This is a genomic window from Variovorax sp. 350MFTsu5.1 (genome assembly GCF_048302515.1).
GTDB lineage: Bacteria > Pseudomonadota > Gammaproteobacteria > Burkholderiales > Burkholderiaceae_C > Variovorax > Variovorax guangxiensis.
Map to the genome: position 1 here is coordinate 3,777,121 of NZ_CP157620.1, position 14,921 is coordinate 3,792,041.

Annotated in this window: 13 protein-coding genes; all 13 read right to left on the reverse strand. The window is 70.5% G+C overall.

What is annotated here, in order from left to right; genetic code table 11:
• Nucleotides 1-9: 9 nt before the first annotated feature.
• Nucleotides 10-1,026 (reverse strand): aminotransferase class I/II-fold pyridoxal phosphate-dependent enzyme, encoded by a 1,017-nt coding sequence (locus ABL843_RS17150; RefSeq protein WP_418116626.1) that lies wholly within the window; start codon nt 1,024-1,026, stop codon nt 10-12.
• Nucleotides 1,023-1,991 carry an adenosylcobinamide-phosphate synthase CbiB gene (cbiB, locus tag ABL843_RS17155; RefSeq protein WP_418116627.1) on the reverse strand — a complete coding sequence of 323 codons (969 nt, stop codon included), beginning with the start codon at nt 1,989-1,991 and terminating at the stop codon, nt 1,023-1,025. The genes ABL843_RS17150 and cbiB overlap by 4 nt, the downstream gene beginning before the upstream one ends.
• Before the next feature lie 21 nt (nt 1,992-2,012).
• A complete protein-coding gene (gene cobN, locus ABL843_RS17160) occupies nt 2,013-6,026 on the reverse strand; it encodes a cobaltochelatase subunit CobN (protein ID WP_418116628.1) in 4,014 nt (1,337 codons plus the stop codon).
• Nucleotides 6,023-6,379 carry a DUF2149 domain-containing protein gene (locus ABL843_RS17165; protein WP_369662080.1) on the reverse strand — a complete coding sequence of 119 codons (357 nt, stop codon included), beginning with the start codon at nt 6,377-6,379 and terminating at the stop codon, nt 6,023-6,025. Before ABL843_RS17165 ends, cobN begins: the two co-directional genes overlap by 4 nt.
• The gene (locus ABL843_RS17170) at nt 6,376-6,849 is read right to left on the reverse strand and encodes a MotA/TolQ/ExbB proton channel family protein (RefSeq protein WP_184637491.1); all 474 of its coding nucleotides are present in this window, start codon (nt 6,847-6,849) and stop codon (nt 6,376-6,378) included. Before ABL843_RS17170 ends, ABL843_RS17165 begins: the two co-directional genes overlap by 4 nt.
• Nucleotides 6,849-7,532 (reverse strand): 5,6-dimethylbenzimidazole synthase, encoded by a 684-nt coding sequence (bluB, locus tag ABL843_RS17175; protein WP_418116629.1) that lies wholly within the window; start codon nt 7,530-7,532, stop codon nt 6,849-6,851. Before bluB ends, ABL843_RS17170 begins: the two co-directional genes overlap by 1 nt.
• Nucleotides 7,533-7,540: 8 nt before the next feature.
• A complete protein-coding gene (gene cobO / locus ABL843_RS17180; protein WP_418116630.1) occupies nt 7,541-8,110 on the reverse strand; it encodes a cob(I)yrinic acid a,c-diamide adenosyltransferase in 570 nt (189 codons plus the stop codon).
• Nucleotides 8,111-8,275: 165 nt separating this feature from the next.
• A complete protein-coding gene (locus ABL843_RS17185; protein ID WP_418116631.1) occupies nt 8,276-9,061 on the reverse strand; it encodes an ABC transporter ATP-binding protein in 786 nt (261 codons plus the stop codon).
• Nucleotides 9,058-10,086, reverse strand: coding sequence for a FecCD family ABC transporter permease (locus tag ABL843_RS17190; protein ID WP_418116632.1), 1,029 nt, complete (start codon nt 10,084-10,086; stop codon nt 9,058-9,060). The genes ABL843_RS17185 and ABL843_RS17190 overlap by 4 nt, the downstream gene beginning before the upstream one ends.
• Nucleotides 10,083-10,952 carry an ABC transporter substrate-binding protein gene (locus ABL843_RS17195; protein WP_418116633.1) on the reverse strand — a complete coding sequence of 290 codons (870 nt, stop codon included), beginning with the start codon at nt 10,950-10,952 and terminating at the stop codon, nt 10,083-10,085. Before ABL843_RS17195 ends, ABL843_RS17190 begins: the two co-directional genes overlap by 4 nt.
• Complete coding sequence (locus ABL843_RS17200; RefSeq protein ID WP_418116634.1) at nt 10,949-11,548, reverse strand: bifunctional adenosylcobinamide kinase/adenosylcobinamide-phosphate guanylyltransferase; 600 nt, start codon at nt 11,546-11,548, stop codon at nt 10,949-10,951. The genes ABL843_RS17195 and ABL843_RS17200 overlap by 4 nt, the downstream gene beginning before the upstream one ends.
• Nucleotides 11,526-12,950, reverse strand: coding sequence for a cobyrinate a,c-diamide synthase (locus ABL843_RS17205; protein ID WP_418116635.1), 1,425 nt, complete (start codon nt 12,948-12,950; stop codon nt 11,526-11,528). The genes ABL843_RS17200 and ABL843_RS17205 overlap by 23 nt, the downstream gene beginning before the upstream one ends.
• Complete coding sequence (locus ABL843_RS17210) at nt 12,935-14,851, reverse strand: TonB-dependent receptor domain-containing protein (RefSeq protein WP_418116636.1); 1,917 nt, start codon at nt 14,849-14,851, stop codon at nt 12,935-12,937. Before ABL843_RS17210 ends, ABL843_RS17205 begins: the two co-directional genes overlap by 16 nt.
• Nucleotides 14,852-14,921: the final 70 nt, after the last annotated feature.

Genomic DNA, 14,921 nt, shown 5'->3' on the forward strand with positions numbered 1-14,921 from the left:
TGTAGGCGTTCAGGCGACGCTTGTCCAGGCTTCTTTCAGCGCCTGCTGGCTGGCTGGCGGCAGCACGCCCATGCGCACGTGGCCCGGCAGGCCGAAGGAAGCGCAGTCGCGCAGCTTGATGCCCGCCGCGCGCAGCCGCTTCAGCAGAGCTGCGAAATCGTCGGCGCCGGGCTTGGCGACATGGAAGTTGGCGTCGCTCGGCCAGACTTGCCAGCCCATCTCGCTACACAAGGCCGTCTGCGACGCCTTCCACGCACGCAGGGTGACGAGGCTGTCGCGCAGCCACTGCTGCACACCGGGCTGTGTCCAGGCCGAAAGCATCGCCACGCCATCCGCGCCCACCGGCCACGAGGCTGCAAGGCGCAACAGCGTGCGCACCGCGTCCTGCGCATCAGCCGGTGCAATCGCATAGGCCGCGCGCACGCCCGTCATGCCGAGCGCCTTGTTGGGCGACCACATCTGCCAGACGCGGTCCAGCTGCCGCTGGTTCAGTACGAGACGGCCTTCCAGCCGCAGAGGCTCGTAGGCGCGGTCGAGCACGCATGGCACGCCTTCAGGCAGGGTGTCGACGGTTTCGCCGATGCCCTGCTGTGCCTGGCCCAGCGGCGCAGAGGGATCGCAGCACCAGGCCAGCCAGGGCCGCCGCGCCGCATGCGGTGCGCGCACCACCTGCAACCCGAGCGCCCGAGCGCTCGCGGCGTAGTCGCCGTACGACATGGCCGGCAGCGCTGCCTCGCCATGCCCGTTCCGGTTTTCGAGCGCCACCCAGGTCGTGATGCGCCGGATGAATTCGCTGGCCCCGGCCGCGAGCACGATGCGCCACGCGTCCACGCCGTGCATGGCCGCGAGTTGCTCGCGCAGCGCCGTGTAGGCCGGATCGGGATAGCGGGACAGGTCGGCCGCACGCACCAGCTCCATCGCCCCGGGGCTCGGGCCGCATGCGTTGGCGTTGGTGGAGAAGTCGTGAGCGGGCGCGCCGAGCGCGTCCGGGCCGCCGTGGGTGAACAGGGAGTCGGCGTCGGTCATGGCACCAAGAACAGTAGCGCAGCGGACAGCAACAGGACGCCGCTCGCCAGCAGCAGCACACCGCGCTGGCCGAGCTGCGCGGCACGGCCGGTATCCGCCGGCGTCGGGGCGGCTCCCTCGGCATTCAGCGCATACACGCCCGGCTTGGCCAGCCGCACGCCGAGCAGCAGGGCCACCGTCGCCATCGGCCAGCCGCTGTTGGGCGACGGCGTGCGGCGGGCTTCTTCAGACAGCCCCGAAGGCCAGCGCCATGCGGCAAGTACGAGTAGTGCCACGGTGATGCGAGCAGGAATCCACGAAAGAACGTCGTCGGCTCGCGCGGCCCATTTGCCGAACCAGGTCCAGTCGCGGCCGCTGCGCTCGCCTCGATAGCCCCACATCGCATCGGCGGTGTTGGCGAAGCGGTAGAGCGCCGCGCCCGGCAGGCCCAGCAGCACGAACCAGAAGACGGGCGCCACCAGCGAATCGTTGAGGTTCTCGGCGAGCGATTCGATGGCGCTCTCGCGCACCTCGCGCTCGCTGAGACGCTCGACGTCACGGCTCACAAGGCGCGCCAGCTGAGCGCGCCCGGCATCGAGCGAAACGCCCAGCGCCGCCTCGACCGCGAGCACCTCGTCGCGCAACATGCGCCAGGCGAAGAGCGGCTTGAGCAGCAGGCCCAGCACCAGCGCCACCGCCCATACGGGCAGATGCAGCACCGCCAGCGTCTGCAGGGCCATCGCGATGCCCCAGACGCACATCGCCCCCACGCACCACACCAGCGCGCCGCAGAAGAACATCGGCAGATCGACCGTCTTGGCCTCATGCATGCGCGGCGCGATGCGCGACCCCGTGCCCAGATAGCGTCCCATCCACACGACCGGATGCAGCGGCGCTGGCGGCTCGCCCAGCCAGCGATCGACGGCCAGCGCTATCCACAGCGCGGCGGCGAAGGCGATGGCGTATTCGGAACTCGGCAAGGGCATGGGAGCCGCCATTCTCGCGAATCAGGCGGCCGCCCTGCCCCGGCGCCATTGCATCGCCGCGCCGAACACCAGAAGCAGCGCGGCGCCCAGCACCATCCAGAGCCGCAGGACGGCGGCTTCGCCGGCCTTGGGCGGCGGTGCATCCGCTGGCGTCTGCTCCAGCTTCAGGCCGAAGACGGGCCGCGGGCCGTCCGGCGCGGGAGCAGGTTCAGAGACCGCTGCCGGCGCGGGCGCCTGCACGACCACGGGAGTGACGGCCGGCTGCGGCCTGGGCGAAACCGGAGCCGGTGCCAGTTCGGCCTGCACGAAGCGCTGCACACCCGCATTCGGCTCGCGCAGCCCCGTCGCCCGCACCGCCTGCGCATAGGCCTGCGCCAGCTCTCGCCGCGTGGCGGCATCGGGCTTCCAATAATTCAGCCGCACCGCATCGAGCATGCGCTCCAGCGTCTGCGCGAAGGCCGCGCGGTTGTCGCCTTCCAGCCATTCGCGCGTGCCCAGCCGGTACCTGTCGCGCACATACACGTCGTGCAGCGACTGCCACTGATCCTGCCGCACCGCCTGCGGCGCGGTCACCTGCCAGCCCCAGAGGAACTGCGCGGTCTTCAGCACCTGCAGCGTGCCACTGTAGCCCTCGGCCTTCTGGGCTTCGATCCATTGCGGGTGAAGGTAGCGCGTCTGCATCTCGCGCGCGATGGCGCCGGCCGCGGTGTCGGTGCGCACCTCGGCGCCGTCGCGCAGGTTCTGCACGTACAGCGCCGGGTCCTTGCCGGTGAGATGCCGCACCGCCTGGGCGATGCCGCCCAGGTACTGGAACGGGTCGTCGTTGGTGAGCACGCCGTAGAGGTTGGAGCTGCGCGCCATCAGCGCCGCATCGACCTGCGCGAGGTTGCCCGCGTAGGCGCCTGGCCGCACGGCGCCGTCCAGGCCCTTGCCGTAGGCGTGGCCCATGCGATCCATGTAGAGCTGCGCCATCTGCGCGTCGCCGCCGCCGCGCTGCTGGTTCTTCCATACATCGCTCGCGAGCGCGGCTTCCTCCAGCCCGGCGCCGTAGCTGCCCTGCTCGTTGGAGAACACGCGGGCGGTGGACCAGCGTTGCGCCTCGCTCGCCGTCGCCCCCTCAGCGCTCAGCTTTCGCGCCATCGCCTCGCTGTGCAGGGCGACGGCGTTACCGGGCTCGCGCAGCGCCGCCACCTGCTGCACCGCCTCGTCGAGCCAGCGCATCACGGCCGGAAACTGGTCGCGGTAGGAGCCCGTGACGCTGACCAGCACGTCGATGCGCGGTCGCTTCAGCTGCGACGCCGGAATGATCTCGATGCCCGCCATGCGCCCGCCCTCGTCCCAGCGCGGCCTCACACCCATGGCATAGAAGGCCTGGCTCTCCAGCACGCCCTGGTGTCGCGAGGCCTCGCCGGCCCAGAGGGTGAAGGCGATCTTCTCGGGCGTCTTGCCGGCATGGGTCTTGGCGTGCTGCGCGATCCATGCGTCCATCGCAGCGACACCCGTGTCCCACGCCGTGCGGGTGGGCACGCGGCTCGGGTCGAAGCCATAGAGATTGCGCCCGGTCGGCAGGCTGTCGGGGTTGCGCACCGGGTCGCCGCCGTAGCTGGACTTGAGATAGCGGCCGTCGAGCGCGGTCAGCAGTCCTTCGATTTCCTCGTTGTGCGCGAGCACGTCGTCGAGCTTGCGGGCACGTGCGGCCAGCTCCAGCAGCTTCTGCCGGTCGGCCGCCGTCTTGCCCATGGCGCTCGCGGCCTGCGCCTCGGCGAGCGCCTGTTCCACCCAGCGCGCAGGGCGCGAGCCGGCAACGTTCTTCGCGTCGATCAGGAAGGCCTCGTCGATGTCCTCGTCCAGCGCCTCGACCAACGGCTTGCCGAGGATCTGCAGGATGGTCATGCGCCTGCGCTGCGCGTCGGGCGCCTGCCCGAAAGTCGCGAGGCCCAGCGGCTGCGCGGTCTGCGCGAGCTCGTCGAGGTACGGATGCAGCACCGCGATGAAACCCGCGAAATCGGCGCGGATGCGCGCGGGCGTCCAGCCCAGGTCGCGGTCGTAGCGGTGCTCGGCGAACTCGGCCGTGAGCCGCTTTTCCAGAGCCGTCTTCACGGGGCCGAGCGACAGCGTCTCCCACTCGTGCATGCGCTCGTGCATCTCCTGCACGCCGGGGCGGAAGCCCGCCGGCGCGAACATGGGCGTCGAGTGGCTCACCATGGTCGCGCGGCCGCGCCGCTTGGCGGTGGTGGCTTCGCCGAGGTTGTCCATGATGTACGGGTACACGTTGGGCAGGTCGCCGAGCGCGAGCAGCGGATCGTCCTGCACCGACAGCCCGCGCTCCTTGCCCGCCGACCACTCGACCGTGCCGTGCGTGCCCACGTGCACCACCGCGCTGGCGCCGAAGCGCTTGCGCAGCCAGAGGTACGTTGCGAGGTAGCCGTGGCTCAGCGGAACGGCCGAACGGTGATAGACCTGCTCGGCCTTGCCCACCACCTGCGTGCCGGGCTCGAACCGCGGCGGCTGGCGCAGCACGACCACGTTGCCGAAGCGCACGCGCGGGATCACGAAGGCCGGGCCGCCCGCCACGGCGCGCAGCATGGTCGACTTCTCGGGCGCTCCCCAATAGCTTTCGATGCGGCGCTGCGTTTCCTGCGGTAGCGCGCGGAACCATGCGAGGTAGTCCGAAAGCGTCAGCGTGTCAGCCAGATCCTTGTCGAGCAGCGGCTGCAGCTCGTCGCCCTGGCCCGTCGGGTAGTAGGCCCGCATCGTCGCCTGCACCTGCGCGATGAGCGCGTCGGTGCCGGGCAGCTCGGCAACGTAGCCGGCCGACTTCATCGCCGCCAGCATGTTGTTGACGCTGCGCGGCACGTTCAGGAACGAGGCGCCGAAGTTGGCCTCGCCCGGCGGGTAGTTGTAGACCAGCATCGCCACGCGCCGCTCGGCCGGTGGCGTGCGTTGCAAGCGCAGCAGCGCCGCGGCCTTGGCGGCCACGGCCTCGATCTGCGCGGGCAGCGGCTGCAGCGTGCCGCTCGCTGCATCGCGGGCGCTCACGAGCATCGGGTCGGTCATGCCGGCCAGTTCGCTCGGGCTGTAGTAGGCGGCGATGTCGGTCTGCGCGAGGCCGTCCTTGCTCTTCGCCCATTGCGCGGCGTCCATCGCCAGCGAGGGCAGCGTCTGCAGCACCGGCACGCCGATGCGCTCCAGCTCGGCCTTGCGCTCGTTGGGACTGAAGACCAGCGAGGCGTTGACGATGGCATCGGCCACGCGACGTTCGCCTTCATCGTGCGTCATGCGGAAGAACAGGTCCTTCTGCTGGCGCGGGCCGTAGAAGGCGTAGGCGCGCAGGCCGCGGGCTTCCAGCGATGCGATCAGCGCGTCGAGCCAGCCGGTGTCGTCGCCCGTCACCGTGGCGCTGTTGATGGCGATGGCGACCGTGCCGCTGCCAGGCAGCCTTTCGACGGCTGCCATGTCCGTTTCGACGCGCGGCCAGCCTGGGTGATAGATGCCGGCGAGCGGAAGCGGCACGGGATCGGGCAGCCCGTCCAGCCTGCCGGGCTGGCGCAGCGCCTTCATCGACGCCCCCAGGTTGGCCGCGCCCGCAAAGCGCCAGAACTCGCGCAGCCGCTGCGCCCAGGCGGCATCGACGCCGCGCTCGGCCGCAAGCGGTGCGGCGGCGGTCGTCTGGCCCTTGGCCACCAGCGCGAACTCGCCGACCAGCACGTAGGGCACCGCGCTGCGCAAGATCGCATCGCCGAAACGCGCTGCCGCCGCCTGCGCCACGCTGATGTGCGGCGCGTCGATCACGAGCAGGCCGGCGCCGTCGAGCGCACCGGCCAACGCCTCGGGCGAATCCTGCGAAGCGGACAGCACTTGCAGCGGCAGCCCCGCCTCGCGCGCGGCCTCCCGCATCCGCACCACGCGCGCCGGCGACACCAGCGAGGTGCTCAGCACCACGACGCGGGCAAGCCCCTGCTGCTGCGCATGCGCCGGAAGAAGAAATCCCAGCCCGGAAAGAAGGAGCCAGGCCGAAAGAAGAAGCCGCGTCACTTCCCGCCCGGCCCGGCCAGCTCCGCGTCCGCCGGCACGTAGACCATCGTCCCGTCCTTCAGCCGCCAGGCGGTGCCGGCCTTCTCGCCGTCGCCCTGCCCCGTCGCACCACTGGCCTTGAAGCGCGTGATCTTGCGGCCCTCGCGCGTCACGATCTCCATGTCCGGCTGGCCTTCGTTGCGGATGATCGTCACCTTGTCCTGTGCGAAGGGATTCATCGGGTTGTTGATGACCGCGATCATCAGCATGCCGATCACCACCATGAACACGTCGATCAGATTGATGGTCGAGAGCACCGGATCGTCGTCGTCGCTGTCCAGGCTGCTCAATATCGAGAACTGGCGCCGGCTCATGAGAGGCGGTCCCGCGCGTCGAGTACCGTCACCAGCTCGCGCATCAGCCAGCGGCGGCGCACGGTGTAGACCACGAAGGTGATCGAGGCAGAGGCCAGCGCCACGATCACGCTCGCGAAGGCCGGCGCCAGGCTCTGCGCCACGCCCTGCGATTCGCCCGAGGCCACGGCCACCAGCGCCGGGCCCATCGGGATCATGGTGGCGATCAGCCCCAGCATCGGCGCCACGCGGCTGCACAGGCGCACGCCTTCGAGCTGCTTGAGCACCACCAGCTCCATCTGCTCCTGGCTGGCCTGCGCGTGGCTTTGCAGCACCAGCGCGCGCGACGGATCGCGGCGGCGCTGCAGGTACTCGACGCCGAAAGCGCCAAGGCAGTACACGGCATAGACGAAGGACAGCAGCACGCCCAGCGTCACCGGCCAGAGAAACAGGCGCGCTAGCTCGAAGAGAACGGAGTCGAAGGCCAGCATCAGGTACGCTCCACGGCGGTTGGTTGGTCGAAGAGGTCCGAAGGCCGGCCCCAGCCCTCGTCGAACACCAGCGAGGCGAGCGGCTCGCGCTTGGCCCAGCGTTCGCGCTGCAGCATCGGCTCTTCGTAGAAATCGGCCACGGGGCCCAGGCACAGCAAGGCGATGGGCTCGGCGCCCTCGGGCAGGCCCAGCAGCGCAGCCACTTCGGCCGGATCGAAGAGCGACACCCAGCCCATGCCCAGCCCCTCGGCGCGTGCTGCGAGCCAGAGGTTCTGGATCGCGCAGGAGGCCGAGGCCAGGTCCATCTGCGGCAGCGTGCGGCGGCCGAACACGTGCTTCTCGCGCCCGTCGGCCAGCGTCACCGCCAGCAGCTCGGCGGCATCGAGCAGGCCCTGCACCTTCAGGCGCATGAACTCGTCCTCGCGCTCGCCGAGGGCGCGGGCCGTCAGCACGCGTTCCTGTTCGACGACTTGGTGCAACTGCTGCCGCAGCGCCTCGCCGCGAATGCGGATGAAGCGCCACGGCTGCATGAAGCCCACGCTGGGCGCGTGGTGCGCCGCGTCGAGCAGCCGGCGCAGCACCTCGGGCTCGACGCGGCCGCCCGCGAAGTGGCGCATGTCGCGCCGCTCGTGGATGGCGCGGTACACCGCCCTCGCCTCGCCGGCCTCGAACGCGTGTGCCATGAGCGCCTTCAGTCCTCGATGCCGCGCTGGGCGGGAATGCCGGCCTTGAAGGCGTGCTTGACCAGCGCCATCTCGGTCACCGTGTCGGCCAGCTCGATGATCTCCGGCGGGCAGCGCCGGCCGGTGAGCGCAACGTGCACATGCTTCGGCCGCGCGCGCAGCGTTTCGAGCACGCCTTCGAGCGGCAGCCAGCCGTAGATCAGCGGATAGGTGATCTCGTCGAGCACCACGAGGAAGAACTCGCCCGACAGGATCGCCGCCTTCGCCTTCTCCCAGCCGTCGCGCGCGAGCTGGGCCGAACGCTCCAGGTCCTGGCTCTTCCAGCTGAAGCCGTCGCCCAGCCCTTCGATGGGAATGCCGATCTGCTCGAACATGCGGTGCTCGCCGAAACGCGCGGTCGGCACCTTCATGAACTGGTAGATCTTCACGGCCTTGCCGCGGCCGTGCGCGCGCAGCGCGAGGCCGAAGGCGGCCGTGCTCTTGCCCTTGCCGTCGCCGGTGTTGACGATGACGATGCCGCGGCGCTCGCCTTCGGGCTTCTCGTAGGGCTTTTCGCTGGGTGGGGTCTCTATTTGCATCTATGCCTTTTCAAGCTGTCTCAAATGCGGACTTGACCGCGAGCGCAGAAGTCGCAAAGGTTTCGCGAAAGTCGCAAAAGGAATATCCAGAAATTTTGTATTCCTGCGACCTCTGCGAATCCTTCGCGCCCTCTGCGTTCGGCTGTCCGATCCCGCATTTCGATTTCATCTGGGTAACGCAATCCACTGCTCAGCCACGCGGTGCACGCGGATGCGGTGGTCGAAGACCTGCTCCAGCGCGGCATGGGTGGCCGGGTCGTCGCAGGTGCCGTGGTGCACGACGCGACCCTGGTTCATCACCACCATTTCGTCGGCGGCCAGGGCCATCGGCAGTTCGTGCAGCACGCTGACCACCGTGCGGCCTTCTGCGACGAGGGTGCGCACGATCTGCATCCAGTCGGCCTGGTGGGGCGGGTCGAGGTTGGCCAGCGGCTCGTCCATCAGCAGCGCCTCGGCTTCGACGGCGAGCGCGCGCGCCAGCAGCACGCGCTGGCGTTCGCCGCCGGAAAGCTGGCCCAGCGGGCGGTCGCGCCAGTCCCAGGCCTGGGTGCTGCGCAGTGCGCGTTCGACAGCCTCGCGGTCGGCGACGCCGGGCGTAGCGAGCCAGCGCTGGTGAGGCAGGCGGCCGAGCATGGCGACGTCGTAGACCATCAGGTCGTCGGCGCTGCCTTCACCCGTGCCGCTCTGGCCCAGCCACGAAAGGCGGCGGGCGCGAACGCGGGCGGGCACCTTGTCCTGCGCCTCGCCGAACAGGCGCACCTCGCCGCGATGCGCAAGCAGCCCCGCCAGCGCCTTCAGCAGCGTCGACTTGCCCGCGCCGTTCGGGCCGACGATGCTGGTCCAGCGCGCCGCCCGCAGCTTCAGGTCGATGCCGTGCAGCACCTCGGTGGAACCGAGCGTGGCGCTCAGCTGGCGCGCCTCGAGCGCGGCGGGAGCGTCGTTGCGGCTCATGCCACGCCGCTCCGCGCGCTGCGCCTGTGCATCAGCCACAGCAGGTAGCTGCCGCCCAGCACGGCCGTGAGCACGCCCACGGGCAGCTCCTGCGGCGCAATCAGCCAGCGCGCCAGCAGGTCGGCCGCCATCAGCAGCAGGCCGCCCATCAGCGCCGACAGCACGATCAGCCGCGCATGCGTGGTCTTGACGGCCGAGCGCACCAGGTGCGGCGCCGCGAGTCCGACGAAGGCGATCAGCCCGGTCTGCGCCACGGCCGCGCCGGTGGCCAGCGCCAGCACCACGACCAGCGCCGCGCGCATCGCGCCCAGCGGCAGGCCCAGGCTGCGCGCGGTGGCCTCGCCGAGCGCGAGTCCGTCGAGCACCGGCGCCAGCGCCCAGCCCGCGAGCAGGCAGGCCGCGCCGACCATGGCCATCACCGCGCAGGCGCTCCAGCCGACGAGGCCGGTGCTGCCGAGGATGAAACCCTGTATGGCCTGGAGGATGTCCGCCGAGGCGATGGTGATGAGGTCTTTGGCCGCGCCAAGCACCACGCCCACGATCACGCCGGCCAGCAGCAGCCGCAGCGTCTGCTGCACGCCGCGCGCCAGCATCAGCGTGAGCATCACAGCCAGCACCGCGCCCAGGAAGGCCGCACCGGTGAGCCCGAGCCGCATCACCCACTGCGTGCTCGCCGCCGAGCCGCCGAACATCAGCAGCGCCACCGCCACGCCGAGCGAGGCGCCCGAGGCGCTGCCGAGCAGGTACGGATCGGCCAGCGGATTGCGAAAAAGCCCCTGCGCCACCGCGCCCGCCAGTCCCAGCAACGCGCCGGCCAGCCAGGCGCCGAGCGTGCGCGGCAGGCGGATGTCCCACACGATCTGCAGCGCCACCGGGTCGTGGCGCGCGGCGAACAGGCTCTCGAAGCCTGTGCTGCCGATGCCCAGGCCCAGCAGCATCAGCCCCGTGCCCAGCACCAGCAGGCCGACGCCGAGCAGCAGTACGCGACGCAGATGGGCGGTATGCCTGACGGCCGCCGCGTTCATCGCTTGCCGCCCTTGTCGGTGATGCACTGCGCCATCAGCCGCGCGGCCTCGTCCATGCGCGGGCCGGGGCGCACCAGCACGTCGGACTGTTCGGCACTGAATCGGCAGACGCGGCCCTCGCGCACCGCGCGGATGCCGGCCCAGCCGGGCCGCTGTTCCAGCCCCTGCGCGCTGCGCACACTGACCATGATGAGGTCGGGATTCGCGCGCACCACGTACTCGGGGTTGAGCTTGGGGAACGGGCCGAGCGAGGCCGGCACGATGTTCTTCACGCCGAGCCGCGAAAGCGTCTCGCCGATGAAGGACGACTCGCCCGCCGCGTACGGCGCGCTGTTGACCTCGAAATACACGCGCATGCCTTTCGCCCCTGCGGGCACCGACTGCGCGGCGGCCGACACGCTGGCGTCGATCACGCGCCAGACTTTCGGCGCCTCGTGCGTGCCCAGCACCTGGTCGAGCTTGTCGAGCACGCGGCGCACGTCGGCGTGGCTCTTGGGTTCGAGCACCAGCACCTTCATACCCAGCGCCTCCAGCCGCTGCGTGACGCGCGAGGACTTGGCCAGCAGCACCGCGTCGGGCTTGAGCGCGACGATGGCCTCCACGTTCGGATCGATGCCGCCGCCAAGCTGTGGCAGCGCCTTCACCTGCTCGGGCGAATTGGAGTACCGGTCCACGCCCACCAGCCGGTCGCAGGCGCCGAGCGCGCAGACCGACTCGGTGAGCGATGGCAGCAGCGAGACGATGCGCTGCGGCGGCTGCGGCAGGTTGACGGAAACGCCGCGCTCGTCGACCACGTCGAGCGCATGCGCGGCCAGCGCGAAAAGAGCGAGGCCGAGCGAAGCCAGCGAGATGCGGATCTTCTTCATGCAGCAGGCGCCTTCAGACTCAGCGGCAATCCGGCCGCCATCAGCGTGACGCGCCCGCAGGCGGCGGCCACGTCCTGGTTGAGCCGGCCGAGCGCGTCGACGAAGGCGCGCGTCTCGCGGCCCATCGGGATCACGCCCCACCCGATCTCGTTGCCGACCAGCACCACCGGACCCGGCGCATCGCGCAGCGCGACCAGCAGCATCGCGATGTGCGCCGCGGGGGTGCGCGTCACAGGGCGGGCGTCTTCGCTGGGCATCGGCATCAGCAGGTTTGTGAGCCACATCGTGAGGCAGTCGACGACCACCAGCGTCTCGGGCGTGCTCTGCGTGACGATGGCGCGCGCGAGCTCGATCGGCTCCTCGATGGTGCGCATGCCGGGCACACGCTCGGCGCGGTCGGCCTGATGGCGCACGATGCGCTCCTGCATCTCGTCGTCATAGGCTTGGGCGGTGGCGATCAGCACGGCGCGGCGGGGCCGGGAGCCGGATGCGAGCCAGTCGATGGCGCGCTGCTCGGCGCGGCGCGACTTGCCGCTCTTCTGGCCACCCAGGATGAACTCGTGCACCACGGCTTCAGGCTTGGTCGAATGCGGCATGGCTCTCCAACTCGATGGACATGGCGCCGAAAAGGCGGGCAGTGGCTTGCGGACTGGACGCGAACCACGCATGGAAGTAGCTCGCGCGCACCGGGCCGTGCACGTACAGCGCTTCGCCGGCGGGCGCGCCCACGGCCTGCGGGGCGCCGGGCCGGGCGGTGCGGGCGACCGGCTCCAGCGGCGTTTCGCAGCTCGAATAGTGGAAGGTGTGGCCGCGCAGCACATGGCTGCCCAGCGAGAGCTGCTGCGGCCCGAGGCCCGCGAGCCGCTTCTGCATGGTCACGCGGCCGGGCAGCAGGCCCCAGAGGCGGTGGACTTGCTCACCGTCCTGCAAGGCCAGCTCGTCGAACAGCGCCATCATTCCGCCGCACTCGGCCCAGACCGGCTTGCCCGCTGCGGCATGCGCGGCAAGCGATTCACGCATCGCCGTGCAAGCCGACAGCGCCTGCGCGTGCAGCTCCGGATAGCCGCCGGGCAGCCAGACGGCATCGCAGGCCGGCAAGGCGTCGCCCGCGAGCGGCGAGAAGAAGCTCAGCTTCGCGCCCAGTGCCGTGAGCACGTCGAGGTTCGCGGGGTAGATGAACGAGAAGGCGGCGTCGCGCGCGATGGCGATGGTGCGGCCGGCCAGCAGAGGCGGCGTGGCTTGTGCCTCCTCGGATGCGGGGGCCTCGAAGCGCACCTGTGGCAGGTCGCCGGCGGGCGTGCGGCCCAGCGGTGTGTCGGCCAGCACGTCGGCGGCCGCGTCGAGCCGCGCCATCGCATCGCCGAGTTCGGTGGCGGCCACGAGGCCCAGATGACGCTCGGGCAGCGCGAAACGGGAATCGCGCGGCAAGGCACCGAGCCATTGCGAAGGGTTGCGCAACGCTTGCTGAAGCATGGCGCCGTGCCGTTCGCTCGCCACGCGGTTCGCCAGCACGCCGGCCCACGGCAGGCCGTCGCGGAAGTTCTGCAGCCCGTAGGCCAGCGCCCCGAAGGTGCCGGCCATGGCGTGCGCGTCGATCACCGCCAGCACCGGCAGGCCGAAGCGCTGCGCCAGGTCGGCGGCGCTGGGCGTGCCGTCGAAGAGGCCCATCACGCCTTCGACGACCAGCAGGTCACATTCGGCCGCTGCCGCGTGCAGGCGCGCGCGGCAGTCGGCTTCGCCGGTCATCCAGAGGTCCAGCGAATGCACCGGCGCGCCGGTGGCCAGCGCCAGCCAGTGCGGGTCGAGGAAGTCGGGCCCGCACTTGAAGGCGCGCACGCGCCTGCCCTGGCGCGCATGCAGCCGGGCCAGCGCGGCAGCGACCGTGGTCTTGCCCTGCCCTGAGGCCGCGGCGGCCACCAGCACGGCGGCGCAGGTGGCCGCCGCGGCACCGGCGGTGCCGCCCGGCTGGGATGCTTGGCTGCTTAGTGAGGCGTCCACTTGAGACCGACGTAGGCGGTACGGCCGGCATTGGCGTACAGCCGTGCGAACTGGTAGTCCTTGTTGCCCACATTGTCGACGCGCGCGACGAGGTTGATGTCGCGCGTGATCTGCGTGGTGGCCGACAGGTTCAGCACGGTGTAGCCGCCGAGCTTCACGCTGTTGGCGGCGTCGTCGTAGCGGCGGCTGGAAGTCTGCACCTCGGCGCCCAGCGTCCAGCCCGCGATGCGCCAGTCGGCGCCCAGGGTGGCGTGGCGCTGAGCGCGGCGCGCCAACAGGTTGTGGGTGGCGAGGTCGCGCGGGTCCTGGAAGTCGAAGGAGCCGCGCAGCGTGACGTCGCCGATGCGGTGGCTGCCCGAGAGCGTGACGCCCTGGTAGCGCGCGCGGGCGGTGCTGGCGTAGCAGCCGAAGGACGATGCGCAGCCCTTGGCCGAGCCGTCGAACACGATCAGGTTCTGCACGCGGTTGGCATACGCCACGATGCCCATCTGCGTCGCGCCCTCGGTGTACTGCAGGCCCAGCTCGAGGTTGCGGCTCGATTCGGGCTTGAGCGTGGCCAGGCCGTATTCGCTGAAGCGCTGGTACAGCGTGGGCACGCGGAAGGCGGTGCCTGCCGACGCCGTGAAGCGCAGCGTCGGCGTGATGGCGTAGCCGTAGGCCGCGCTGCCGGTGGTCTTGCCGCCGAATTCGCTGTCCTTGTCGTGGCGCACGTGCAGCTGCAGCGAGTGCGGGCCCTTCACGAAGCCGTAGCCCAGCGAGACGGCGTCCTGCGAGCGGTCGCGCGAGAGCAGCTTCGAGGTGGTTGTGGGAGCGTTCTCCAGGGCGTCTTCGCGGCGCTCGAGCGTGGCGGTGACGAGGTGCGGTCCGAAGCGGAATTCGTTCTGGAACAGGTAGCCGCGCAGCCGGGTTTCGGTGCGGTAGAACGAAGGCTGCGTCTTGTAGACCTGCTGCGAGTCGGTCACCTGCAAGCGGGTGCTGTAGACGTCGTTCCACTTTGCCGACCAGCTCAGGCCGGCGGTCTGCAGCGTGTTGCTCGAGATGTCGTTGGCGAACAGGAACGGCAGCCTGGTCCTGTAGGACACCGTGGCGTCGTAGCCGGCCTTGACGTCGCTGGAAAGCATCGTGGCCTCGATGCGCTGGTCGGGCGTGATCTGGAAGCCCAGCTTCACGTTGCCCGAGGTGCTGTTGTAGCCGTCGCGGTCGGGGCTGGTGAAGCCGTCCTTGGTCACGTTGCGCTTGCTCACGGGCTGCACGTTGTAGCCCTTGCTCTCTTCATGCGCCACGCCGAAGGAATAGTCGAAGAGGCCCGACTTGCCGCTCACGCCGCCTTCGATCCTGCGCAGCCCCTTGCTGCCGAAGCCGATGCCGGCGTAGGGCGACACGCCCTCTTCTCCTCGCCTGGTGAAGAGCTGGATCACGCCGCCCACGGCGTCGGAGCCGTAGACCGCGGCGGCCGGGCCGCGCAGCACCTCGATGCGGTCGATCTGCGACAGCGGAATGCCTTCCCAGCCGGCGCCGCCGGTCGATTGCGAGTCGATGCGCACACCATCGAGATACACGGCTGTGAAGCGCGTCTCGGCGCCGCGGATGAAGAGGCTGGTGGTGTTGCCCACGCCGCCCGAGCGCGAGATCTCGATGCCGGGCACTCGCGAGAGCAGGTCGGCCACGCCGGTCGCGCCGCTGCGCTCGATGGCGTTGCTGTCGACGATGGAGACGTCTCCCACGAGCTCCGACAACGCCTGCGGGGTGCGGTTGGCGGTGACCACCGTCTCGCGCAGGGTGGAAGCCTCCTGCGCATGGGCCAGCCCGCCGAAGGCGGAAACCAGCGCCAGCGGCAGGCAGGCGTGGCGGAAGCGGCGCGCAGGAGCGCGGCCGCGGAAAGAGCAAACACGGGAAATCATGGATCAAGCGAACGAACGTCAATACCCCTGGCCGGCCTCCCCGCCGGCGCCTGGGCGCAATGGCCGCGCA

What these genes read in the sequence shown, in the direction of transcription:
- ABL843_RS17150 (WP_418116626.1), bottom strand. Translation starts at nt 1,026, where the DNA reads ATGACCGACGCCGACTCCCTGTTCACCCACGGCGGCCCGGACGCGCTC.
- cbiB (WP_418116627.1), bottom strand. Translation starts at nt 1,991, where the DNA reads ATGCCCTTGCCGAGTTCCGAATACGCCATCGCCTTCGCCGCCGCGCTG.
- ABL843_RS17165 (WP_369662080.1), bottom strand. Translation starts at nt 6,379, where the DNA reads ATGAGCCGGCGCCAGTTCTCGATATTGAGCAGCCTGGACAGCGACGAC.
- ABL843_RS17170 (WP_184637491.1), bottom strand. Translation starts at nt 6,849, where the DNA reads ATGCTGGCCTTCGACTCCGTTCTCTTCGAGCTAGCGCGCCTGTTTCTC.
- bluB (WP_418116629.1), bottom strand. Translation starts at nt 7,532, where the DNA reads ATGGCACACGCGTTCGAGGCCGGCGAGGCGAGGGCGGTGTACCGCGCC.
- cobO (WP_418116630.1), bottom strand. Translation starts at nt 8,110, where the DNA reads ATGCAAATAGAGACCCCACCCAGCGAAAAGCCCTACGAGAAGCCCGAA.
- ABL843_RS17185 (WP_418116631.1), bottom strand. Translation starts at nt 9,061, where the DNA reads ATGAGCCGCAACGACGCTCCCGCCGCGCTCGAGGCGCGCCAGCTGAGC.
- ABL843_RS17190 (WP_418116632.1), bottom strand. Translation starts at nt 10,086, where the DNA reads ATGAACGCGGCGGCCGTCAGGCATACCGCCCATCTGCGTCGCGTACTG.
- ABL843_RS17195 (WP_418116633.1), bottom strand. Translation starts at nt 10,952, where the DNA reads ATGAAGAAGATCCGCATCTCGCTGGCTTCGCTCGGCCTCGCTCTTTTC.
- ABL843_RS17200 (WP_418116634.1), bottom strand. Translation starts at nt 11,548, where the DNA reads ATGCCGCATTCGACCAAGCCTGAAGCCGTGGTGCACGAGTTCATCCTG.
- ABL843_RS17210 (WP_418116636.1), bottom strand. Translation starts at nt 14,851, where the DNA reads ATGATTTCCCGTGTTTGCTCTTTCCGCGGCCGCGCTCCTGCGCGCCGC.